The 21,330-nt window shown below is 60.8% G+C and carries 16 protein-coding genes and 1 other RNA gene; 9 read left to right on the top strand and 8 right to left on the bottom strand.

What is annotated here, in order from left to right; translation table 11 throughout:
* Nucleotides 1-38: 38 nt before the first annotated feature.
* The 8 genes from ssrA to I4W07_RS06225 all read left to right on the top strand — a co-directional run bounded on the left by ssrA (nt 39) and on the right by I4W07_RS06225 (nt 9,471).
* Nucleotides 39-402: a transfer-messenger RNA gene (ssrA, locus tag I4W07_RS06260) on the top strand.
* Nucleotides 403-1,079: 677 nt separating this feature from the next.
* A complete protein-coding gene (locus tag I4W07_RS06255; RefSeq protein ID WP_196025981.1) occupies nt 1,080-1,958 on the top strand; it encodes a patatin-like phospholipase family protein in 879 nt (292 codons plus the stop codon).
* Nucleotides 1,959-2,151: 193 nt separating this feature from the next.
* Nucleotides 2,152-2,595, top strand: coding sequence for a 50S ribosomal protein L13 (gene rplM, locus I4W07_RS06250; RefSeq protein WP_022094635.1), 444 nt, complete (start codon nt 2,152-2,154; stop codon nt 2,593-2,595).
* A gap of 2 nt (nt 2,596-2,597) precedes the next feature.
* A complete protein-coding gene (gene rpsI / locus I4W07_RS06245; RefSeq protein WP_022094634.1) occupies nt 2,598-2,993 on the top strand; it encodes a 30S ribosomal protein S9 in 396 nt (131 codons plus the stop codon).
* Nucleotides 2,994-3,116: 123 nt separating this feature from the next.
* Nucleotides 3,117-4,454 (top strand): phosphoglucosamine mutase, encoded by a 1,338-nt coding sequence (gene glmM / locus I4W07_RS06240; protein WP_006234694.1) that lies wholly within the window; start codon nt 3,117-3,119, stop codon nt 4,452-4,454.
* A gap of 101 nt (nt 4,455-4,555) precedes the next feature.
* Nucleotides 4,556-5,023: a PTS sugar transporter subunit IIA gene (locus tag I4W07_RS06235; RefSeq protein WP_328291088.1), complete on the top strand. Its 468-nt coding sequence runs from the start codon at nt 4,556-4,558 to the stop codon at nt 5,021-5,023.
* A gap of 271 nt (nt 5,024-5,294) precedes the next feature.
* The gene (gene nagB, locus I4W07_RS06230; protein ID WP_195443890.1) at nt 5,295-6,023 is read left to right on the top strand and encodes a glucosamine-6-phosphate deaminase; all 729 of its coding nucleotides are present in this window, start codon (nt 5,295-5,297) and stop codon (nt 6,021-6,023) included.
* 448 nt (nt 6,024-6,471) lie between these two features.
* Nucleotides 6,472-9,471: an AfsR/SARP family transcriptional regulator gene (locus I4W07_RS06225; protein ID WP_196025979.1), complete on the top strand. Its 3,000-nt coding sequence runs from the start codon at nt 6,472-6,474 to the stop codon at nt 9,469-9,471.
* 68 nt (nt 9,472-9,539) lie between these two features.
* On the opposite strand, the gene I4W07_RS06220 is transcribed toward I4W07_RS06225, so the two are convergent.
* From I4W07_RS06220 to I4W07_RS06195, 6 genes are all read right to left on the bottom strand, one after another.
* Entirely contained in the window at nt 9,540-9,839 is a 300-nt protein-coding gene (locus I4W07_RS06220) for a YhbY family RNA-binding protein (protein ID WP_006234690.1), read from the bottom strand.
* Between the two features lie 158 nt (nt 9,840-9,997).
* The gene (locus tag I4W07_RS06215; RefSeq protein WP_230317517.1) at nt 9,998-10,681 is read right to left on the bottom strand and encodes a hypothetical protein; all 684 of its coding nucleotides are present in this window, start codon (nt 10,679-10,681) and stop codon (nt 9,998-10,000) included.
* Nucleotides 10,682-11,203: 522 nt separating this feature from the next.
* Nucleotides 11,204-12,568, bottom strand: coding sequence for a PFL family protein (locus tag I4W07_RS06210; protein WP_035136908.1), 1,365 nt, complete (start codon nt 12,566-12,568; stop codon nt 11,204-11,206).
* Nucleotides 12,569-12,676: 108 nt separating this feature from the next.
* A complete protein-coding gene (locus tag I4W07_RS06205) occupies nt 12,677-15,235 on the bottom strand; it encodes a homocysteine S-methyltransferase family protein (RefSeq protein ID WP_196025977.1) in 2,559 nt (852 codons plus the stop codon).
* A 9-nt stretch (nt 15,236-15,244) separates the two neighbouring features.
* Complete coding sequence (locus tag I4W07_RS06200; RefSeq protein ID WP_196025976.1) at nt 15,245-16,033, bottom strand: hypothetical protein; 789 nt, start codon at nt 16,031-16,033, stop codon at nt 15,245-15,247.
* On the bottom strand, nt 16,033-16,905 hold the full coding sequence (locus I4W07_RS06195; RefSeq protein ID WP_196025975.1) for a methylenetetrahydrofolate reductase: 873 nt from the start codon (nt 16,903-16,905) through the stop codon (nt 16,033-16,035). The genes I4W07_RS06200 and I4W07_RS06195 overlap by 1 nt, the downstream gene beginning before the upstream one ends.
* A 428-nt stretch (nt 16,906-17,333) precedes the next feature.
* Between I4W07_RS06195 and I4W07_RS06190 the strand changes: the two genes are divergently transcribed.
* A complete protein-coding gene (locus I4W07_RS06190) occupies nt 17,334-19,421 on the top strand; it encodes a glutamine synthetase III family protein (protein WP_196025974.1) in 2,088 nt (695 codons plus the stop codon).
* A gap of 460 nt (nt 19,422-19,881) precedes the next feature.
* On the opposite strand, the gene I4W07_RS06185 is transcribed toward I4W07_RS06190, so the two are convergent.
* Nucleotides 19,882-20,724, bottom strand: coding sequence for an IS3 family transposase (locus tag I4W07_RS06185; RefSeq protein WP_230317516.1), 843 nt, complete (start codon nt 20,722-20,724; stop codon nt 19,882-19,884).
* Between the two features lie 29 nt (nt 20,725-20,753).
* Entirely contained in the window at nt 20,754-21,227 is a 474-nt protein-coding gene (locus tag I4W07_RS06180) for a helix-turn-helix domain-containing protein (RefSeq protein WP_271739769.1), read from the bottom strand.
* Between the last annotated feature and the right edge of the window lie 103 nt (nt 21,228-21,330).

Raw genomic sequence — 21,330 nt, 5'->3', positions numbered from 1 at the left:
TGCTCGTGCCCAATGCCATCCAGACTTTCCCGACATTCGGGGGCGACTGGTTTCGACACGATAGCTCTGAGAGAGGAAGCAAGCCGAGGTCTCCTCGCCTCGCTAAACAGGGGTACCGTCAAATTGAATTGACAACAACTCTTCTTTTGAGCCTATGGCTCTCGCTGCTTAGTTTATAGCGGCGCGTCAACCCGGTGATTTCCCCGACACCGGCGCGACGTCATTTTAGGGGAATGCTCCTGCGCACGTAATCGGTATGGCGCGGGCTAAGACCGAACCGGTTAGGACGCCGCGAGCGTGTCGCTGCGCGCAAAGCGTCCGAGACTAAACCAGCGACTGAGCTTGGAGATGCCAATCAGGGGGCTTTCGTGGACCGGAGTTCGATTCTCCGCGCCTCCACCATAAGTAACAGGCAGGTAGATATTCGTATCTACCTGCCTTTTTATTTCTAGTCCGTACCGCGGAGAATCGAACTCTATGCAGGGCGCGAGCGTAAAGAAAACGCGTAAGCGTTTTTAGCCCGCGGGCGAGGACGCCGGCAGGCGGCCGAAGCCGGTGCGGGTTCGCGAAGCGAACACGCGGATTCTCCGCGCAAAGTCGCGACCAGATATAGATGCGATGCCGATTAAGCTCCGGCTGCCCATGCCCCGCGCCAACGCAAGCCCCAAACCGCGGAGAATCGAACTCTATGCAGGGTGCGGGCGTAAAGAAAACGTCGCAGCAGCGCAGGTGGGACACGCTTTCCCGATGGCAGCCCAGGCGGAAAGTACGTCCCGGAATCCGCGCTCAGACTGGGACGTAGTTTCCGGATGATGCCTCAAGCGGAAACTGCGACCCGGAATCGAGCCGTAGAGTGGGATATGCTTTCCCAATGGCAGCTCAAGCGGAAAGTACATCCCGGAATCCTCGTTCGGAATGGGATGCAGTTTCCAAATGAATGGCTAGCGGAAAATCCGTCCCGGAATCTCGCCTCAAACTGGGACACACTTTCCGCTTCACCTGCCGCCTCGAAAAACCTGCGCTCTCGCCATCCCAAAACTGGGTAGAAGAAAGCCAAAACGAAACAGCAGGAGGTCAACATGACTGCAGAAGATAAGGCGAAAAATGCTGGCAAGGTCGCGCTCGTTTTGGAGGGCGGCAGCTTTCGCGGGCAATTTACCGCAGGCGTGCTCGACGTTCTCATGGAGGCCGGTGTCGAGATTCCGGCGGTATATGGCGTGTCGGCCGGCGCCCTCAACGGCGTGAACTACAAGTCGCACCAGATTGGCCGTGCCAACCGCATCAACCTGGCTTTCTGCAACGACAACCGCTTCATGGGCGCCGCATCGTTTGCGTCCACGGGCTCCATCGTCGGCTACGACTTTATCTTCAACGATGTCCAGGACCGCCTGGATCCCTTTGACAACGAGACGTTCGACGCGAGCCCCATCGAGATGTACGCCGTCGTGACGGACATGCTCTTTGGAACCGCCGCGTACCTGCCGGTCAAAAGCGCCGTGCTCGACCTCTACGCCGTGCGCGCCTCGACGTCGCTGCCGCTGGTGACGCCGCCTGTCGAGATTGACGGGCACAAATACGTCGACGGCGGCGTAGCCGATTCGGTCCCCATCGAGCACGTGCTGGAGGAGGCGGGCTTCGATCGCGCGGTCGTCATCGTCACGCAGGACCGCTCGTACGAGAAAAAGCCCTACGAGTTTATGCCCGCCGCGCGCGCCCGTTATGCCGACTACCCCTATCTGCTCGAGGCTATCGAGACGCGCCACGACCGCTATAACATTCAGCGCATGCATCTGTGGAAGTATGAGCGCGAGGGCCGTGCGTTGGTCGTCGCTCCGCAAAAGCCGGTCGAGGTCGGCCATGTCGAGCACGATCCGGCAAAGCTTTTGGACCTGTATATCCAGGGCCGTCAGGAGGCAAAGAGCCTGCTCGCGGAAATCCAAGAGTTCGTTGAACGCTAGCGACGGCGAACCCTCAAAAAATGACAACAGCTAAAGAGCTGGAAAATCACGGCTCGTGGATGACATGTGCAGAAACTCTGGTCGGAGCCAAAATACCTGTTGACTCGTACGGCGAGCGGGGTAATATGGACGGGTTACTTGCAGAGCCCCGTGAATCTCTGTAACAACACGTACTGTACATGGAGGAGTCTAAGTGATTTCGAAATCGACTCACTACGCCAAGCAGGGCGAGGTCCAGCGCAACTGGGTTCTCGTCGACGCCGATGGTGCTGTCCTGGGCCGTCTTGCCACCCAGATCGCAATGATCCTGCGCGGTAAGAACAAGCCCCAGTTCACGCCCAACAGCGACTGCGGCGACTTCGTTGTCGTCATCAACGCCGATAAGGTCCAGCTTACCGGTAACAAGGCCGACACGAAGACCTATTATCGCCACAGCGGCTACAACGGCGGCCTCAAGGCTGAGAGCTTCCGCCAGGCTATGGAGAAGCACCCGGAGAAGGTCATCGAGCGCGCCGTTCGCGGTATGCTGCCCAAGACCACCCTCGGCCGTGCCCAGATGACCAAGCTTAAGGTCTACGCTGGTGCCGAGCATCCGCATGCTGCCCAGAACCCCACGAAGATTGAGCTGGAGGCTTAAAGATGGCTGAGAACACCGTTGTCTACCAGGGTACCGGCCGTCGTAAGAACGCCGTCGCCCGCGTCCGTCTCGTCCCCGGCACCGGCAAGGTGACCATCAACAAGCGTGACGCCGAGCAGTATTTCGGCCGTCATCAGCTCGTTGAGAACGCCCTTGCTCCCTTCAAGGTGACCGACACCGCCGGTCAGTTCGACGTTATCGCTCTGTGCGATGGCGGCGGCATCTCCGGTCAGTCCGGCGCTCTGCGCCTGGGCATCGCTCGCGCTCTTCTGAACGCTGGCGACTACCGTGCTGACCTCAAGAAGGCCGGTTTCCTTACGCGCGATGCTCGCGTGGTCGAGCGCAAGAAGTACGGCCTCAAGAAGGCCCGCCGCGCTCCCCAGTTCTCCAAGCGCTAAGGTTTTATCTCCTTTCGAGATACAATGTACAAGCGGGGCCTGCCGATTCCTCGGCGGGTCCCGCTTTTCTTTTTCGACTAGGGCGGGCGGTTGCATATCGCCTGCTAGGGAAGGAGCGATCCTATGCCCCAGAACATCTTCGGTACCGACGGCGTTCGTGGCGTCGCCAACGCCGATCTTTCGTGCGACCTCGCGTTTCGCCTGGGCCGCGCGGCGACCAAGTTTCTTGGTCCGGACATCTGCATCGGCCGTGACACGCGCCTTTCGGGCACTATGCTCGAGAGCGCTCTGACCGCCGGCATTATGGCCGAGGGCGGCCGCCCGCACTGCTGCGGCGTCATTCCTACGCCGGCCGTGGCGCTGCTCACCGTCCAAAACGAGCTCGATGGCGGCATCGTCATCTCCGCTTCGCATAATCCGCCGGAGTTCAACGGCATCAAGTTCTTTAGCCGCAAGGGCATGAAGCTTCCCGATGCTGTCGAGGAAGAGATCAGCGCCTGGGTCATGTCCGAGGAAGCCATGGCTGCCGACACGCTGCCGACCGGTGCCGGCGTGGGCCACATCATCAAGATGAAGGACGCTCGCAAGGCATACGTCGACCACGCCATCGATACGCTTGATGGCCTGAGGCTCGACGGCCTGGTCGTTGCCGTCGACTGCGGCCACGGTGCTTCTTGCCAGACCACGCCCGCCGCGCTGCAGCGCCTGGGTGCTACGGTCCATGCCATCAACACCGATTATTGCGGCACCGACATCAACGTCGAGTGCGGCTCTACGCACCTCGAGCCCCTGCGCGAGCTCGTGCTGCGCACCCATGCTGACATCGGTCTGGCCCACGACGGCGACGCCGACCGCGTGCTGTTCGTGGACAGCGAGGGCAATGAGATCGATGGTGACTACATCCTGGCTATCTGCGGTTCTGACCTCGCCGCTCGCGGCAAGCTCGCCAACTCCGAGATCGTCTCGACCGTCATGTGCAACCTGGGCTTCTCCATCGCTATGAAGGAGCAGGGCTTCGAGATGGTTCAGACCGCCGTGGGCGACCGTTATGTTCTTGAGCGTATGCTCGCGGACGGCGCCGTCATCGGCGGCGAACAGTCCGGCCACATCATCTTCCTGGAGCACAACACCACCGGTGACGGCTTGGTGACGGCTCTGCAGCTGCTGGCCGTGCTCAAGCGCACCGGACGCACCCTCACCGATCTTGCCGGCATCATGAAGAAGTACCCGCAGGTACTCGTCAACGTGCATTCCGACAACAAGGCTGGTCTGGACGATTGCCAGCCCATCTGGGATGCCGTCGCTGCTGCCGAGAAGGAGCTTGATGGCCGCGGCCGCATTCTGGTGCGCCCGAGCGGTACCGAGCCGCTGGTCCGTGTGATGGCCGAGGCCGAGACGCACGAGTTGACCCAGCGCGTTGTTGACGACATCGTCGAGGTTGTCAAGCGCGAACTTCCCTAATGGCCAAAAACGGGTGCCAAGTGGTAAACTGACAAGGTTATTTTGATTGATTGGTATGTCCGAGGGGGAGCATGTTCACTAAAGTCCTAAGGTCTTTTGGTATGCGTGGTCGAGTCCTTACGCTGGATGCTCCCATCTCGGGTGATGTCATTCCGTTGTCCGAGGTCAATGACCAGACGTTTGCCACCGGCCTTTTGGGCCAGGGCGTGGCGATTCAGCCTACCGGCACGTGCGTGATTGCGCCGGCAGACGCCAAGGTCGAGGCCATTTTTCCCACGGGACACGCCGTTGCGCTTAACACAGTCGATGGCTTGGACGTGCTCATCCACGTTGGTTTGGACACTGTTCAGCTCGAGGGCAAGCACTTTACCGTACATGCGCAAGTGGGCGACATCGTCCATAAGGGCGATGTGCTCATCGAGTTCGATCGCGAGGCAATTGCTGCCGAGGGCTACGATGTGACGGTTCCCATCTTGGTGTGCAACTCCGTTGAGTTCTCGAGCATCAAGGGCTCCGTTGGCGTGCATGTCGAAGAGATGGACCAGCTTATCGTTGCTCGCGAGCGCTAGCAAGTGCACGTGGCCATTAGCCTACAATTCAAACACGTTTACGGAGGGCGCCCTTGAAAGAGGACGCCCTCCGTGGCAAGATGGGATTTGTCCGAAGCTAAAAGGCTTTGGGTCACCGTGGACGGGCAGGGGCCTCGACGCGGTTAGACACGAGACACATACATTACGCGACCTCGCCCTGGTGGCCGCACACGTTGGTTGCGGCCGACGCGGGCCGCGGGCAAGTGCTTGTAAGGGAGCCTTGCCTCTCTTGTACGAGAAAGGACGCGTAATGAAGATCATTAAAGCTAAAGACTACGAGGATATGAGCCGCAAGGCCGCTAATATCATCTCGGCCCAGGTTATCCTCAAGCCCGACTGTGTGCTGGGCCTTGCCACCGGCTCCACCCCGATCGGTGCCTACAAGCAGCTCGCTGCTTGGTACAAGAAGGGCGACGTCGACTTTGCCGAGGTCAGCACCTACAACCTGGACGAGTATCGCGGCCTTTCGCATGACGATCCCCAGAGCTATCACTACTTCATGCGTGAGAACTTCTTCGATCACATCAACATCGACCTGAACAACACGCATGTGCCCGACGGTTCCAACCCCGACGCCGCCGCTGCCTGCTCTGAGTACGACAAGATCGTCGCCGACGCCGGTTACCCGGATCTGCAGCTGCTCGGCATTGGCAACAACGGCCACATCGGCTTCAACGAGCCCGATGACCACTTCTCCAAGGGCACGCACTGCGTCGACCTCACCGAGAGCACCATTCAGGCCAACAGCCGCCTGTTCGACAGCATCGATGATGTGCCCCGTCAGGCTTACACCATGGGCACCCAGACCATCATGTATGCTCGCATGATCCTGGTTGTCGCCAACGGCGAGGCCAAGGCTCAGGCTGTGCACGATATGTGCTATGGCCCGGTTACGCCCGAGTGCCCCGCTTCGATCCTGCAGCTCCACACCAATTGCGTCGTCGTTGCTGACGAGGCCGCCCTTTCGCTCTGCGAGTAGCGCGAATCCTGCACCTCGACATAGCCTTGATTAAGGCCTCCGCTTTGCGGGGGCCTTTTTGCTACCCCTTTCCGCCCACTTGACCAAAAACTTGCCGTAAGCTTGACGAACGCCAGATGTCCAACAGCTTGGTTCATTCCATACCAGATTCTATGCAAAAATGCCACTAGAAGGTCGTAGACGGTAGCGGGTGCTAGGCGAGTTGAATGACATGGCTGAACCTTGTTCATCTGCGTTACACTGCCGCTTAGATGGGACAAGCTGACAAGCTCATTTACCTGCTTAAAGACCGATTAGTCGGGGGATTAATAACAATCGGCCCTCGCTGTACAAAAACTTGCCGCTTTCGTACCAAAAGACAACCTAAAACACAAGGTCGCTCTATTCATAGCGCGGCTTGTATGGTCTTGCGGCTACAGTGTCCATACGGTCGAGTTGAGGAGCGGGCATGGTAAACGATTTGAGCGGTATAGACGACCTCGAGCTGATGCCGCTGGGCGGAGGCTATATGGTGCGACGCGAACGCTTGATGAATGAGCTTATCGCCAAGGGCCGAAAGGCCGGCATCGTGGTTCTTTATGCGCCCGACGGGTTTGGGAAGACCTCGGTGCTGCTGCAGTACACCCATGAGGTTAAATGCGACCCGACGCGAGGCCCCGTGCGGATTATCGAGGCGGATCGCGCCATTGGGCGCGAGGTGTTTATGCAGCTCGAGGTGGTTACCGAAGAACTCAAAGACAAACCGCACTCCCTTATCGCGATTGATAATGTGCCAAACCTCGATCAGCACGATACCGAAGACCTCATCGACAGGATTCGCGGCCTGCGCGCTATGGGGGTAGGGGTCTTTATCTCCTGCCGTCCTTCAAATCGTCAGCTGATTCATGGGCTGGGCGATTCGGTTAAGATCAATGCGCAGATGCTTAAGGTGCATGCCTTTGAGTATTCGGCGTGGGCATCGGCGTTTTCGATCAGCACATCGCTCGACTTTTATCAGCTCACGCAGGGCGTGCCCGAGCTCGTTTCGGCATTGCAGACGGGTCTGTATGGCCAAGGTGACGTAGCCGGTCTGCTCGAAAACGAGATTGTCAACGTATATGGCGCGGCACTTGCCGATCTGGCTTCGCTCGACAATAATGCGCTGTTTTGCGTGGCATGTCTCATGGTTTTGATGGGCGAGGGCAATATCGCAGAACTCGAGGCCTGTGGGGTGAGGCTGTCGATGGTCGACCAGTCCTATTTTGTGCGCGACTACCCGATCTTTGGCTTGGATCCCGCCGAGCGGAGTTTTACGTGTCTGGGCACGGAGGATAACGGACGCTTGCGCTTGCGTAAGTTGGTGGCCGAGGTTCGCCCCGAACTTGTTCCGAGGGCGGCCCGGATTTTGCTTAAGGCGGGCCGATGCGATGCGGCGATGGGCCTGGCGGACGCCTTTTTGGACCGTGAAGCGGTCCTTGAACTTGCTGGGCAGTATGGGGTCGATCTGGCTCTGACGGGGCACGGGGCCGATATCTGCCGAGCGGCGCTGGGCACGATCGATGCCGACGATCCGGCTCCAGAGCCAACGCCTGCCGAAGCGCTTGGCGTATATCTGGCAGCGGTCAGCGTGTCCAATACAAAGCTCGCTCGCTATATGGCATCGGTCATCGAGCGCGGGGGCGAACGGGCGGCCTGCGAAATAGACCCCGTTTCATGGAGGGTGGCCCAGACGCTGACGGCTTTTTGCTATGGGGACAACGGGCTTGGGCTTCCTACGAACCTGGCCGTGCCAGAAATCGAGACATCCCATACCGCACTCGATATGTTGTCTGCGCATATCGAGGTCAAGCGGTGCCTGACCGAGCGGGGAGATGACGGCGGCGTTCTACAACAGCTCAAAACGAGCAAGGCCTACGACTGCGAGCTCGACATCGCGGGGATTGTTATACGGGCCGATAGTATGCTGGTGGAGCTCTTTGACGGGTCGTTTGCGGGAACCGACGAGCGCGACGACGAGATGACGGTGGTGCGGGAGGCGCTCGACGTACGCGGGCTTAGGGCGATGGCTATCTGGGTGCGCATGGTGTTGGCGGCACGGCGGCTCCTTTCCGGCTTGCCGGTAACCGACGACGCGGCGTTCAACGAGCTCGATCGTTTTGCTGTGCGCATGCGCGACAACCAGATTCAGCTGTTTGGCCTGTTGCTAGAAGGCTGGCAGTCGCTGGCAGAGGGACGGCCGGTTAATGCAAAGTTCCGTGCGGTCCAAGTGCTCAAACTTGCCGAGGAGTCGATTGCGTACATGCGCGATAACGCATTGCTGCTGGAACGCGCGGCATATCTGCGTAACACCTCGATGGTTTCGGTGCGCGAGGAAGCGGAGTTGCTCGATATAAGCCAGACGCAGGTTGGTGGAGCGGAGGCCTGGATGGTGGCGCTGCATTTGGCCTGTGCGGGCCGAGACAGCGATCTTGCGGCCTGGATGTCCATGAATCGTGCGGGGATTCTAGAGCCATCGTATCGGCTCTTTGCGCGCCTTGCCATGCATTGTCTGGGCGAGCCGGCGGCCAGGATACGCAAGAAGCTTCCCGTGCGCGAGCTGTCGCGGTACTCGCTGCGCGACGATTTGGAAGGGGAGGGCGAGCGCCTATTCCAGGCCGGCGAGGTTGAAGCCGTTGATACCATCGACCATATCGAGATTCGCATGTTTGGTGCGTTTCGCGCCGAGCGCGACGGGTTTCCCATCACGGACAAAATGTGGCGCCGCAAGAAGGCGGCGACGCTTGCCGAGCGGCTTGCGCTGGGCATGGATGCGCTCGTCGATCGTGAGACGCTGGCCATGGAGCTGTGGCCCCATGCCGAGTTCAATAGCGCCCGCAACAACCTGTACTCGACGATATCGCGCTTGCGGTCGGCTTTGGGGCCGACGCCGGATGGCAAGTCATGCGTGCTCATCCAAAATGAATGCATTGGGCTCAACGGCGACTACGTCAAGACCGATGTACGGCTGTTTGACCAGATAAGCCGCGAGGTTTTGGGAAATCGCACGGGTGCGCGCGGGCCCCATCTGGTCGAGTTGTGCCTTAAGATTGAGCAGCTTTATGCCGGACCGTTGTATGTTCCCAATGGCTGTAATCCCACCTACTTTTTGCGCATGCGGCGCATTATGCAGTCAAAGTACATCGATTGCATGATTAAGGGAGCAAATGCCGCTCTAGAAGAAAACGATCTGCAGTCGGCGATTTGGCTGGCGGAGTCGGGGCTTCGGCAGGAAACGGCGCGTGAGGATATGGTGCGCTGCGCCATGCGCGTCTACAGTGCGGCGGGGCGACGGCGCGATATCGTCGAGCTGTACAGCGGGCATATGCACCATCTGAGGGAGCAGGTCAATGGCGTGCCCGAGCCCGAGACGCGGCGTCTATACGAGCGCTTGGTGGAGGGGCGGCTCAATCGCGTGCTGGTCGAGCGATAAAAAACGGGCGCCCGAAGTACTTGGGCACCCGTAAGCTTGCTATGTGTTGGCTCGCCGATCACTGGCTCTTAGACGAGCTTGATCTTCTCGATGTCCTTGCGCGAGGACTCGCGATACAGCGAGAACTTGCGGCCGATGACCTGGACGACCTCGGCGTGGCAGCGCTCAGCGAGCTCTTCGGCGGCCTCGCGGGCGGAAAGACTGGAGCCATCGAGCACGGAGCACTTAACGAGCTCGTGCTTCTCCAGATAGGCGACCGTCTGCTCGACGGTGCCCTCGTTGACATCGGACTTGCCGATGATGATGGCGGGGTTGAGGTGATGGGCCATGCTGCGAAGCTGCTTGACCTGTGCTCCTGTCAGTGCCATGGGTTCTCGCTTTCTATGTATGGGGCGCCCCGCAATGGGGCCTTAATCTACGTGAGCTGTCCCACGATAGCGCAGGAACGGCGCGGTGTGGAGCGCGTTTGCCCAGTTCAAAAAGAATGCGGATGCCGAGTGAGTGGGCGGTGCGGGCTGCGAACAGACTACGAGCGGGGTGCAGAGACCGGCTCCCATGCAATAAACGCCCAACGAACCTTGCGGACATGATCGAGCATATAGCGCCCCTGCGGCACGCCCTTGGAGCCCGGCTCACCGGCATGGGGATTCTCGATCATGTGCTGGGCGATGTAGTCGCGCAGACGGTCGACCTTATCCTCGTTGCCATGCTCAAGCATGCGGGAGAAGTCTGCCACACCTGCCTCAAGGCTATCGAAGGTATCGCGACGAGGCGATTCAAAGTACGTAACCTGCGGCAGGGCGCCCATTTGAATGAGGATGTTGAAGGCGTACACAAAGCCATTACTGCAGGTAACCGAGGCGCCGATGGCGTTCATCACGTGCAGGTCGTAGCGCGGGCTGGAGTTGGCGACCATCGTGACAGCACAACGCCGGCGAGCCGTGCGGTCGAGCTTGGCAAGCGCGCCTTTTAGGTTGGTCGTGGTGACAGAGCGACTGGCAAAGGCAACATCTACCGCTTTCGCGACCGGTCCAACCAAATTCCAGTCATCATCCCAAGCAAGCTCAAGCGGCGTAATAAGATCCTCGAGCCCGTAATACTCAATGCCGGCATCAAGCGTGCCCAGCATGGCGGGGGAGAAATCAGCCGCAATCACAGGATGCCCGTCTTGCGCAAGCGGAATAGCAATCGACCCAGCCCCACACCCCATATCAAGCACCGATTCACCAGGCTCAAGAGCCAGCAATTTCATAAAATCCCGGGCATACGGAGCAGTCTCAAGAGGTCGAAAATGCCGAGCCCTTTTATCCCACTCAAAAGAATCATCAGCCCGTCGCCGAGCAGCTTGCAGGCGCATCCATTCGCCATTCCAATCCGCAGCAAGCAGCTCAGAATGAATCAAATCATCAGCCACGGGCCAACCTCCTAGCAACAAAAAAGCGACTCCTCCCAAAAGAAGAGCCGCAACCAGAATATATCAGAAAAAGAACCGTTCCAACGCCAAACCGCCGTATCAGCCAAGTGGTGCAGGAGCGAAGCGACTGCCAAAGGGATAGAACCCAACCGAGGTCCCGTTGTGCGGGAGCCCCGGGGAGGGCAAATATATAAGGTCGATCGCGAGTTCCGCACGAGCCGGAGAGCACTTAATGTGCTCTCCGTGCGAGTCAGGACTGTCCGAGCAGGCGACCTTATATATTTGCCCTCCTCGGGGCTCCTCGCCCGAACCCCTCAGCTAGTTCTTGAGCGAGTTCAGCGGTGCCGGGAAGCGTCCGCCACGGTGGGCAAGCACGGTGCCGGCGTTGGGGTTCACCGGCATGATGGGCGCACGGCCAAACAGGCCGCCGTACTCGACGCAGTCGCCCACGCCCTTGCCGATGGCGGGAATCACGCGCACGGCCGTGGTCTTGTTGTTGATGACGCCGATGGCCATCTCGTCGGCGATGATGCCGGCGATGGTCTCGACCGGGGTGTCGCCGGGGATGGCGATCATGTCCAGGCCAACGGAGCACACACAGGTCATGGCCTCGAGCTTCTCGAGCGAAAGCGCGCCGGCTTCGACGGCGGCGATCATGCCGGCGTCCTCGGACACGGGGATAAAGGCGCCGGAGAGACCGCCCACGCTGGAGCTGGCCATGACGCCGCCCTTCTTGACGGCATCGTTGAGCATGGCGAGCGCACAGGTCGTGCCCGGGCCACCGCAGGTGCCCACGCCGATGATCTCGAGGATACGGGCAACGGAGTCGCCGATGGCAGGCGTGGGAGCCAGCGACAGGTCGACAATGCCCTTCTCGACACCCAGACGATGGGCGGCCTCGCGGCTCATGAGCTCGCCGGCGCGGGTGATCTTAAAGGCGGTCTGCTTAATCTTTTCGGCGACTTCCATCATCGATGCGGAATCGGGCAGCGTCTCCAGGGCTGCGGCCATAACGCCGGGGCCCGAGACGCCTACGTTGATGACGGCGTCGGCCTCGCCACCGCCGTGGACGGCGCCCGCCATAAACGGGGAGTCCTCGACCATGTTGGCAAAGCAGACAAACTTGGAGGCGCCAACGGAATCCTGGTCGGCCGTGAGCTTGGCGGCGTCGATGATGGTCTGGGCGGCCATGAGCACAGCGTCCATGTTGATGCCGGCGCGCAGGCTGGCGACGTTGACGCTGGAGCAGACGCGGCTCGTGGTGGCGAGCGCCTGGGGGATGGACTGGATGACGCGGCGGTCGGCGTCGCCGATGCCCTTCTGGACGAGTGCGGAGAAGCCGCCCAGGTAGTCGATGCCGAGCGTCTCGGCCGCGCGGTCGAGGGCATGCGCGATGGGGGTGAGGTCCTCATCCTTGCAGCACGCGGCGATCTGGGCCACCGGGGTGACGGAAACGCGCTTGTTGACGATGGGGATACCGTACTCGCGCTCGAGGTTCTCGGCGGTCTCGACCAGATGCTCAGCCGTGTGCGTCACGTGGTCGTAGATCTTCGTGCACATGCGGTCGAGGTTCTCGTCACCGCAACCCATGAGCGAAACACCCATGGTGATGGTCCTGATGTCGAGGTTCTGCTCCTCAACCATGCCGCGGGTTTCCGCGATTTCTGCGGGCGTGATCGCCATCCTTGCGCTCCTATCTGCCAAAACGAGCATAGTCTTATCTATTCTAACGTGCCGCACGTGCCAAGTGGCGCGTGCGGCACGTTTTGGTGCTCGGTTGTTTCCGTTGTGTTACTGCCCAAAGACCTCTTCGGCGATACGAGCGCTCTCGGCGGCGTCCTTGGCGTAGTAGTCAGCGCCGATCTGCTTGGCGTATTCGGGGGTGAGCACGGCGCCGCCTACGATGATCTTGACGCCCGGCACCTCGGCATGAAGCAACTTGATGGTCTCCTCCATGGCGACGACCGTGGTAGTCATAAGCGCCGAGAGGCCGACGAGCTTAATGTCACGCTCCTGCACGGTCTTGAGCACCTCTTGCGGGTCGACGTCGCGGCCTAGGTCAAAGACGGTGTAGCCGTAGTTGTCGAGCAGCATTTTGACGATGTTCTTGCCAATATCGTGGATGTCGCCCTTGACGGTGGCCACGCAGATCTTGCCCTTGTCGGCAATCTCGCCGGCGGGCATCAGGCGCTTGATGGTGTCAAAACCAACACGTGCTGCCTCGGCCGAGGCCATAAGCTGCGGCAAGAAGAACTTGCCCTGGTCAAAGAGGACGCCAACCTCATCGAGGGCGGGGATAAAGTGATTGTTGATGAGGTCCATGGCGTCGTGATCTGCCAGCAGACGCTCGGTCTCGGCAGCGATCTCGCCTTTGCGGCCCGAGACGACCATGCGACGAATCGGGCCGTCGTTGCCGTCGGTGCCGGCGGTGCCAGCAGCGGGCACAGCGTCGGTCGATACTGCCTGAGCAGCTGCCGGGTTGGCGGCGATCTTATACGGATCGGTCCAGCCGCCGTAGCGCTCGATGTATCCGGTCGAGCCCTCGTCCTCAACGCTCAGGACGCGATAGCTGTAGACGGTATCCATAAAGCGCTTGGAGCCCGGGTTCATGATGGGGGCATCAAGACCTGCGCCAAAAGCGGCGGCCAAAAAGACCGAGCCCAGCAGCGGGCGGGCAGGCAGGCCAAAGCTGATGTTCGACACGCCGAGCGCGCATTTGACGCCCAGACGCTCCTTGCACAGGGACATGGCGCGCAGGATCTGCTCGGCCTGGCGTTGATTGGTCGAGGCGGTCATGACCAGACAGTCGATGAGGATGCGGTCCGGTCCGATGCCGTAGCGGGCAGCCTCGGCCACGATGCGTTCGGCGATGGCGAAGCGGGCCTCGGCGGTATCGGGGATGCCGCCTTCGTCGAGCGTAAGTCCGACAACGTTGGTGCCGTAGTGGGCGACCAGCGGAAAGATCTCATCCATGATCTGCTGCTTGCCATTGACCGAGTTGATGATGGGCTTGCCGGCGTAGCGGCGCACGGCGGCCTCGACGGCTGCGGGGTCGGTGGAGTCGATCTGCAGCGGCAGCAGCGTGGAGCCCTGGAGCTGTTCGGCCGCCTGTTGGATGATCTTGACCTCGTCGATCTCGGGCAGGCCCACGTTGACGTCCAGAATGTCGGCGCCCTGTTCCTGCTGGCTGATGCCCTGGCTCACAACGTAGTCCAGGTCGCCGTCGCGCAGGGCCTGCTGCAGGCGCTTTTTGCCGGTGGGGTTGATGCGCTCGCCGATGACGGCGATCTTGTGGCCGTCGCAGGGAAGGTCCACGACCGTTTGGGCGCTCGTGACCGACATGCTGGGCTTGCGGCGGCGTGGGCTGGGCGTGTGGTTATCGATAAGCGTGCGTAGCGCTGCCATGTGCGCCGGCGTGGTGCCGCAGCAGCCGCCCACGACGCTCACGCCGTCGGCGATCATGCCGGCGACGGCCTCGGCGTATTCGGGGGCTTGGATATCAAAGACGGTGTTGCCGTCGTCGTCCACATGGGGGAGTCCCGCGTTGGCCTGCACCATAATGGGCTTATCGGTAACGGTGAGCATACGTGCGGCGAGCCCCCGGAGCTCGGCCGGTCCCTGGCTGCAGTTGATGCCCAAAACGTCGGCGCCGATGGCATCGAGCGTGATGGCGGCCACCTCGGGACTCGTGCCCAGGAAGGTGCGACCGTCTTCCTCAAAGGTCATGGTGGCAAAGACGGGCAGGTCGGAGTTCTCGCGGCAGGCGAGGACCGCCGCCTTGATCTCGGCCAGGTCGGTCATAGTCTCGATAATAAAGAGGTCGACGCCCGCAGCGACGCCGGCGCGCACCTCCTCGGCAAAGAGGTCGTAGGCCTCGTCAAAGCTGAGGGTGCCCAGGGGGCGCAGCAGGGCGCCGATGGGGCCGATGTCACCGGCGACGTAGCGGGCGCCGGCCGCGCGGGCGCAGGTGACGGCCGCGGCAAAGACGTCTGCCACGGTGGCGGCACCGTCGAGCTTGTGGGCGTTGGCGCCAAAGGTGTTGGCGGTGATTACGTCGCAGCCGGCGTCGACGTACTGACGCTGAATATCGGTAATGACTTGGGGCTCCTCAAAGTTGAGCAGCTCGGGCAGGGCGCCGGCCTTCATGCCGGCCGCCTGCAGCATGGTGCCCATGCCGCCGTCGAACAGCAGGTGTCCCGTGCCCTCGATGGCGGCGCGCAGGCGATCGTCCTTAATGCGAAGGTCGTCGATCGTGCGCGTCTTGTACGTGGCGCCATTGCGGCGTGCGGCATCAACGGGCGCCGCCAACGCGGCACCGTCCAGATCATGAGTGATAAGCGGAGTAAACATCGGGGGCTCCTAATGGCTGGAATAGCAGGTGGTGTGGGCGGCGCGGAAGCGGCAGTGCTCGCGCATGCGGCAGATATTGCAGGTGGGGCGGCTCTGGGCGTCGTGGACCTCGCCGTCAAACAGACCGATCACCGCGGTCACGCTCTTTGTGGGCATGAGTAGGCTGGTAGGCGTGACGGTAAGCCCGATGAGCCGCGTGGCGTTGAGCGCATTCACGATCGAGCGTTGTGCCGTAAGCGGGCAGTCGCCGTATCCGGGACTGAAGCGCCAGTTGCCGGCGAGTCCGTGTGCGGCGGCCGCAGCCTTGACCTGCTGGTCCATCTGCTCGACGGCAGCTTCCACATAGGCAGAGCACGCGGCATCGAGCACAGCTCCCTCTAGGGGCTGCTGGGCTCCCGTGGTGCGCAGGCGACGCTCGGCGTCCATGCCGAGGGTGCATGCCATGAGCGCGGCAAATCGGGCGTCTTTGAGATGTCGATAGATATCGCGACCGCGCAGCTCAACGTTGGTGCCGACCAGACGGATGCAGGGCTCTCCCTGCTCGTCTACGCCCGTGGCATCGACGGCAAACACGCGTCGCACGCCACGGGGCTCAATGTCCAGTTCCAAACGTTCAACGACAAGCTCAATACGCTGCGACAGCTCGGGCTCAATTTGCTGACCGCTGTAGCCCAGGTAGCGCAGCATCTCGGCACGATCGACGCGGGGATGGTGGGCATCATCGATACGATAAAGCGCCGGCGACGCAAGGTCGGCCGGCACTTCGACAGCGGTTGTATCGATGTGCGGTTTTTCCATTACCCCAGGCGCTCCATAATGGTTGCGGCGATCGCAGGACGATTCATAGTGTACAGGTGCAGACCGTCGGCACCGTGCTCCTTAAGGTCGCAAAGCTGACGGGCGGCATAATCTACACCGGCTGCCTGCAAGCTCTCGGGGTCGTTCTCGTACTTGGCGAGAATCTTGATGACGGGGGAGGGCAGCGACGCGCCGCACATAAAGACCATGCGGCTGATCTGCGACTTGCCCATAAACGGCATGATGCCCGCGGTAATGGGCACGGTGATACCGGCCTTGTCGGCAAGCTCGCGAAAACGGTAGAAGCACTCGTTATCAAAGAAGAGCTGCGTCACAAAGAAGCTCGCGCCGGCGTCCTGTTTTTGCTTGAGGTGTTCGACCGAGACGTTGAGGTCCTCGCAGGCAATGTGGCCCTCGGGGTAGGCTGCGGCGCCCACACAAAAGCCGGCGTCGACGAGCTCGGGGATGAGGTCGCGGGCGTAGGCGTAGTCCGAGGCGGGCTTGTCGTCCTCGGTCGCGCCGGCGGGAAGATCACCGCGCAGGGCCAGCACATTTTCTACACCGGCGGAGCGGTACTCGTCGATCTTGGCGGCAATATCGGCATGCGTGCGGCCAACGCAGGTGAGGTGTGCCACCGAGGGCGTATCGAATTCGCTCGTAATCATATGTGCGATGGGGGCGGTGGCGGCGCCGTTGCCCGAGCCGCCGGCCGAGCAGGTGACCGAGACAAAGCTCGGCGAAAGCTTGCACAGATTGCCTGCCACTTCGCGAGCCGTGTCGAGGGTCAGCTCGCCCTTGGGCGGGAACATCTCAAACGAAACGGGCGCGGTGCCTTGGGATGCTGCCTGCTTAAAAACCTCGTCGACGCGCATATCGTGCTCCTTTAGATGCCTGGGTGCGATGTTTTGTTGCAAGGATTCTACAGTACCACTGCGCTAAGGTGGAGTTTCTCTCACGATTTGGTGATACCAATCGAAAATGCTTCGCTATCGGCATTTCCTATAACAGAGCGGTCAATGTAGGATGGGGGTTATATTGAATGGTATCTGATGCGAAATACCAGTTAATAGAGCCCCATTCCAAGTTGACTACCCTTAAACCATGGGGAGAGGTCTGCAATTTATACAGTTGATTGGCTGTTGAGGGTGGCAACGCCGCCTCGATAGGGTAACCTCATTGATTGGTTTCGCGACGGCAACATGACGGTAATGTCGCGGAAACACGGCGAGTCTAAGCTATGACTCGTTCGTTAGTAATCAACACCGCATCTCACGCGGTGCCGATACGAAGGGAGTTCCGTATGGCCGATCTTACTGACCGCTTCGGGACCATGGTGTTCTCTGAGGAAGTCATGAAGGACTACCTCCCCAAGGACATTTGGAAGCGCCTTGCTGCAACCCTCGAGGGCGGCGAGCCGCTCGACCTGGACGTGGCCAACGCCGTTGCCCACGCCATGAAGGTCTGGGCCATCTCCAAGGGCGCGACGCACTACGCGCACTGGTTCCAGCCGCTTTCGGGTATTACTTCCGAGAAGCACGACAGCTTCCTGGAGCCCAACCACGACGGCACCGCCATTACCAAGTTTACGGGCAAGAACCTCATCCAGGGCGAGCCGGACGCCTCCAGCTTCCCCAACGGCGGCCTGCGCGCCACCTTCGAGGCCCGTGGCTACACCGCTTGGGATCCCACTAGCCCCGCCTTTATCAAGGACGATGTCCTGTGCATCCCCACGGCTTTCTGCTCCTACACGGGCGAGGCCCTGGACAAGAAGACCCCGCTGCTGCGCTCCATGACCGCGCTCTCGCGTGAGTCCAAGCGCGTTTTGGCGCTGTTTGGCAAGACCCCCAAGAAGGTCGTTCCTTCCGTGGGCGACGAGCAGGAGTACTTCCTGATCAAGAAGGACGCCTACCGCAAGCGCAAGGACCTGGTCATCACCGGCCGCACCCTCTTTGGTGCTGCTCCCTGCAAGGGCCAGGAGCTCGAGGAGCACTACTTTGGCGCTATCCGCCCCACCGTCTCGGCCTATATGAAGGACCTGGACGATGAACTGTGGGCGCTCGGCATTCCCGCCAAGACCAAGCACAACGAGGTCGCTCCCTGCCAGCATGAGCTCGCCCCCGTCTATGGCGAGGTCAACGAGGCCATCGACCAAAATCTGGTCATGATGGAGAAGATGAAGCTCATCGCCTCCCGCCACGACTTGGTCTGCCTGCTGCACGAGAAGCCCTTCGAGGGCATCAACGGTTCGGGCAAGCACAACAACTGGTCGCTTGGCACCGAGTCCGAGAACCTGCTCGACCCGGGCGACACCCCGCTCGACAACCTGCAGTTCATCGTCTTCCTCACCGCGGTGATCGAGGCCGTCGATAACTATCAGGAGCTCCTGCGTGCCTCCGTTGCCTCGGCCGGCAACGACCATCGTCTGGGCGCCAACGAGGCTCCTCCGGCGATTATGTCCATCTTCCTGGGCGACCAGCTTACCGAGGTCGTCGAGAAGATCATCGATGGCAAGGCTTCCGTCCATGCCACGCGCGGCGTGCTCGACCTGGGCGCCGATACCCTGCCCAAGCTGATGCAGGACAACACCGACCGCAACCGCACCTCCCCGTTCGCCTTCACCGGCAACAAGTTCGAGTTCCGTGCCTGCGGCTCCGAGCAGAACGTCTCCGACTCCAACCTGGTGCTCGATGCCGCCGTGGCCAAGTCGCTCAAGTCCTTCGCCGACGCACTCGAGGGTACGCCCGAGGATAAGTTCCAGGACGCCGCGCTCGAGTACTGCAAGAAGGTGCTGACCGATCACCAGCGCATCCTGTTCTCCGGCGACGGTTACTCCGACGAGTGGCCCATCGAGGCCGAGAAGCGCGGCCTTGCCAACAACAAGACCACGGCCGACGCCCTGCCCGCCTTTGTTTCCGATAAGGCCATTGCGCTCTTTGAGGAGACGGGTGTCCTGACCAAGGCCGAGGCCCAGTGCCGCTACGACTGCAAGCTCGAGAAGTACAACAAGCTCATGAACATCGAGGCTACCACGATGGTTCGCGAGGCGCGTCGTACCTATCGCCCGGTCATTACCGCCTATGCCACCAAGGTCGCTAAGGGCCTTGAGACTATTCGTGCCGCCGGTGCCGAGGCCGCCATGCAGTGCGAGCAGAACACGCTCAACAAGCTCTGCAACGGTATCACCACCATCAACGACTCCATCAAGGCGCTCGACGCCGTGCATCAGAAGGCCGAGGGCCTCGATGGCCAGGAGCAGGCCAACGTGTATGCACACGAGGTCGTTCCCGCTATGGATACGCTGCGCGCCGCCGTGGATGCCATGGAGGAGATCGTGGCTGCCGACTACTGGCCGGTCCCGACCTACGACGACATCCTGTTCTACGTGTAGAGCGTAACTGACATATCGTCACGGTATTGAGCCGGGGTCCGCATCATGCGGGCCCCGGTTTTTGTTTGCGAAGGGCGCTTTGAAGCCCGTTTTGCCGCCGATATGCCTAGGTATAGAGGGCTATGGGCAAAAAACGTCAAATATGAGTACTGTCACAAGTCCTGTAACATTATTTATTTGCAAAATATGTAGTGTCACGCAACATATGTCCAAGTACTTAGCCGATAAACGTCTGCAATTTTTCCGCCGTAGGACGCCCGACGGCTAAATCGCCTTCTGAAGGCATGAAATCGCTGTAACTAAAATGGTAACAGTACTCATATTTGCCATTTTTTGACCACAGGCCTTGCGATGATGCCGGGATTCGCACCCTGTCGGGTTCGAATCCCGGCATATCGGTAGCAAAAAGCCCGCTACCGAATTGAACTGCGCCCCAAATCTTGGACGCCCTAAATAGCGACTAGGCCGCAAGGGCCTGATTCCGGTACTCCTCCGGGGTCAGGCCCTTCAATCTTACCTGCCTCCGGCTCGTGTTCCAGTGGACTATGTATTCCTCCAGGTCGCGTTTGAAATCCTCGAACGTCTTCCACTCGCGGCCCCTGTAGAACTCGTCCTTGACGTGGCCGAAGAGCTGCTCGGTGGCGGCATTGTCGATGCAGTTCGCCTTCCTGGACATGCTCTGGACGATGCCGGCGGCCTCGAGCCTGGATGTGTACGAGGCGTGCTGGTACTGCCAGCCCCGGTCCGAGTGCATGGTCGGGGCGACGCCCTCGGGGATCTTGGACAGCAGCTCGTCGAGCATCCTCACCTGCTGGGCCATGTCGGGCGTGGTCGATATGTCGCTCGCCACGATCTCCTTGGTGCAGAAGTCCAGCGTCGGGGCCCAGTAGGCCTTACCGCCAGCCACCTTGAACTCGGTGACGTCCGTCCCCAGCTTCTGCCACGGGGCCCCGGCGTCGAAACCCCTCGCGATCACGTTCTCGAACGTTCTGCCGACGACGCCCCTGTACGAGTTGTACCTGTGGTAGGCCGTCTCGCGTCTGATGCCGCAGCGAATCCCCATCTCGCGCATCATCTTGAGCACGGTCTTGTCAGCTATCACGACCCCCTCTTCCGCCCTGAGGCACATCGCTATCTGCCGGTGCCCGCAGCCGTTGGCGGTGCGCGAGAAGATCTCGGCGGCCGCCTCCCAGAGCTCGGCGCGCGTGGGCCTCGGCGGGTGCGCGAGGGCGTAGTAGTAGGTCGACCGCTTGAGCTCGGCGCATGCGAGCAGGTGCCCGAGCGCGTGCCCCTCGGCGCGCAGGGCCGCGACCGCTTCGGCCTTCGCCCTGGTCAGAGCCCGTCCCTCTCGACCAGGGCGCGTAATTTTTTTAGGTAGGCCACCTCGGCCTCGAGCCTACGGCACCGCTCCTCGAGCTCCTCCTCGCGGGTCCGCGGCCTCGCCCTGGAACCGCTCGGCCGGCCCTTGGGCCTCGGGCGCAGGGCCTCCGCGCCGCCCTCGCGGTATAGCGCGCACCACTTCTTGAGCGGCGACATCGACATTATGCCGAACGCCGCCATCGCCTCGGTCTTCGTCATGCCGCCGTCGACGACGGCGGAGGCGGCGGCGACCTTCTGCTCGTATGTGTACCTGCCCTGCTTTCCGTCCATGCGCAGCAGCACCTCGCTCCCGAATGCGCGGTATATCTCCTGCCATCTTCTCACGGCTTCCGCGGGAAGCGAAAGGGCAATCGCGGCAGATTTATACCCGTGTCCGAGCTCGAAGAGCCCTATGGCCGCCTTCCTGGCCTCGACATCATGCTTCACCCTCAAATCAACGCGCATAAAGAAAGTGGAGTGGGAAGGATAAACTGGACTTTCTTTTAAGGATCCTCAAGCGTATTGCCGCTCGTATTCCACTGGAGACATG

Origin of the sequence: Collinsella aerofaciens (assembly GCF_015670745.1) — a bacterium.
Classification (GTDB): domain Bacteria; phylum Actinomycetota; class Coriobacteriia; order Coriobacteriales; family Coriobacteriaceae; genus Collinsella; species Collinsella aerofaciens_T.
The sequence above is the reverse complement of the archived record's forward strand: the minus strand, read 5'-3'. Positions and strand labels throughout refer to the sequence as shown.

Excerpts from the sequence above, each read along its gene's own strand:
- I4W07_RS06195 (WP_196025975.1), bottom strand. The coding sequence starts at position 16,905 with ATGCGCGTCGACGAGGTTTTTAAGCAGGCAGCATCCCAAGGCACCGCG.
- I4W07_RS06220 (WP_006234690.1), bottom strand. The coding sequence starts at position 9,839 with ATGGCACTGACAGGAGCACAGGTCAAGCAGCTTCGCAGCATGGCCCAT.
- I4W07_RS06190 (WP_196025974.1), top strand. The coding sequence starts at position 17,334 with ATGGCCGATCTTACTGACCGCTTCGGGACCATGGTGTTCTCTGAGGAA.
- glmM (WP_006234694.1), top strand. The coding sequence starts at position 3,117 with ATGCCCCAGAACATCTTCGGTACCGACGGCGTTCGTGGCGTCGCCAAC.
- I4W07_RS06225 (WP_196025979.1), top strand. The coding sequence starts at position 6,472 with ATGGTAAACGATTTGAGCGGTATAGACGACCTCGAGCTGATGCCGCTG.
- rpsI (WP_022094634.1), top strand. The coding sequence starts at position 2,598 with ATGGCTGAGAACACCGTTGTCTACCAGGGTACCGGCCGTCGTAAGAAC.
- I4W07_RS06200 (WP_196025976.1), bottom strand. The coding sequence starts at position 16,033 with ATGGAAAAACCGCACATCGATACAACCGCTGTCGAAGTGCCGGCCGAC.
- nagB (WP_195443890.1), top strand. The coding sequence starts at position 5,295 with ATGAAGATCATTAAAGCTAAAGACTACGAGGATATGAGCCGCAAGGCC.
- I4W07_RS06215 (WP_230317517.1), bottom strand. The coding sequence starts at position 10,681 with ATGGGGTGTGGGGCTGGGTCGATTGCTATTCCGCTTGCGCAAGACGGG.
- I4W07_RS06205 (WP_196025977.1), bottom strand. The coding sequence starts at position 15,235 with ATGTTTACTCCGCTTATCACTCATGATCTGGACGGTGCCGCGTTGGCG.
- I4W07_RS06210 (WP_035136908.1), bottom strand. The coding sequence starts at position 12,568 with ATGGCGATCACGCCCGCAGAAATCGCGGAAACCCGCGGCATGGTTGAG.
- I4W07_RS06255 (WP_196025981.1), top strand. The coding sequence starts at position 1,080 with ATGACTGCAGAAGATAAGGCGAAAAATGCTGGCAAGGTCGCGCTCGTT.
- I4W07_RS06235 (WP_328291088.1), top strand. The coding sequence starts at position 4,556 with ATGCGTGGTCGAGTCCTTACGCTGGATGCTCCCATCTCGGGTGATGTC.